This window comes from Spirosoma flavum, assembly GCF_042686045.1.
Classification (GTDB): Bacteria; Bacteroidota; Bacteroidia; order Cytophagales; family Spirosomataceae; genus Spirosoma; species Spirosoma flavum.
The window spans coordinates 1-1,483 of record NZ_JBHUOM010000064.1 but is presented as its reverse complement, the minus strand read 5'-3'; the positions used below and the strand labels follow the sequence as shown (position 1 = coordinate 1,483).

Here is a 1,483-nt window from a genome sequence, read left to right as displayed (position 1 = left end):
CACTATCTAGCGCCATGGCCCTTGTTTCTGCGCATCGACCAAGGTGCGAAGAATGCACGGGATAACTGGGATGAAAACGCCTACCAGGTCTTTGCCCAGCTTAAGGAGGGAGCTTCGTTGGAACAGGCTTCGGCCAAGATTAAGGACATTCGTACGAAGCGGGAGAACCCACCGCCCTACAAACCCGAATTCTTCCTGCATCCGATGACCAAATGGCATTTGTATTCCGACTTTGACAACGGAGTCAATACAGGGGGACTGATTCAATTTGTGTGGCTGTTTAGTTTGATGGGTGGATTTGTGCTCCTGCTGGCGTGCATCAACTTTATGAATCTGAGCACGGCCCGCTCCCAGCAACGGGCTAAAGAAGTGGGCCTGCGCAAAGTGGTGGGTTCCCTGCGCGGCCAACTGATTGCCCAATTTTTGGGCGAATCCCTCTTGATCACCAGCCTGGCTTTCGTCGTTGCCCTTCTGCTGGTACAGCTTAGCTTGCCCTTCTTCAATCAAATTGCGGACAAGCAGATTCGCCTTTTGTGGCTGAATCCCTACTTCTGGGCCATCGGAATAGGGTTTAGCCTGCTCACCGGCCTGATTGCCGCTAGTTACCCCGCCCTTTATTTATCATCCTTTCAGCCCATCCGTGTACTGAAAGGCACCTTCAACGCGGGGCGACACAGTGTTCGGCCGCGTCAAGTACTGGTCGTCTTTCAGTTTACGGTCTCGGTGACACTCATCATTGGTACTTGCATTGTACTCCGTCAGATTGATTACGCTAAAGATCGTCCCGCTGGGTATAGTCGTCAGGGACTTCTGGAGATCCCTATGCGTACACCAGGCTTGATGGGTCATTTTGACGCCTTGCGAACCGACTTACTGGCCACGGGGGCGATTCAGGAGATGTCGGTTTCCAACATCTCCGTGACAGCGGATCAGAGTGGGGTGACCAACGTCTCCTGGCCCGGTAAATCGCCCGATTTACATCCCTTATTCATGACTAATCAAGTGTCGCATCAGTTTGGTAAGACCATCGGCTGGCACCTGAGCGCTGGACGTGACTTCTCGAGGGCTTTCAGCCGCGATTCGTTGGCGGTGGTGCTGAATCAGTCCGCTCTGAAATTGATGGGCCTTAGCGATCCTCTACATAAAATGATCAACTGGAACGGTCGTGATCTCCCCATTATTGGCATCATCAACGATATCATTAAGGACAGCCCGTTCGGGCATGTCCAGCCTACGCTCTTTGTCTTGTACGATGCATCAGCGGGTGTGCTGACGCTCAGGCTCTCCCCGACGATGGCCACCAGCGTCGCGCTGACTAAGATTGCCGGTATCTTTCATCAGTATGATCCAACGACGCCTTTTGCTTACAAATTTGTGGATGATGAGTATCGCAAAAAGTTTAGTACCGAAGAGCGGATTGGTAAACTAGCCACGCTGTTTGCCAGCCTGGCCATTTTCATCTCGTGTCTGGGTATGTTTGGGC

The 1,483-nt window shown here is 52.4% G+C and carries 1 protein-coding gene; it reads left to right on the top strand.

What is annotated here, in order from left to right; genetic code table 11:
- Positions 1-1,483, top strand: a 1,483-nt coding sequence (locus ACFS25_RS31680) for an ABC transporter permease (RefSeq protein WP_381509219.1), incomplete at both ends; no start/stop codon positions are given.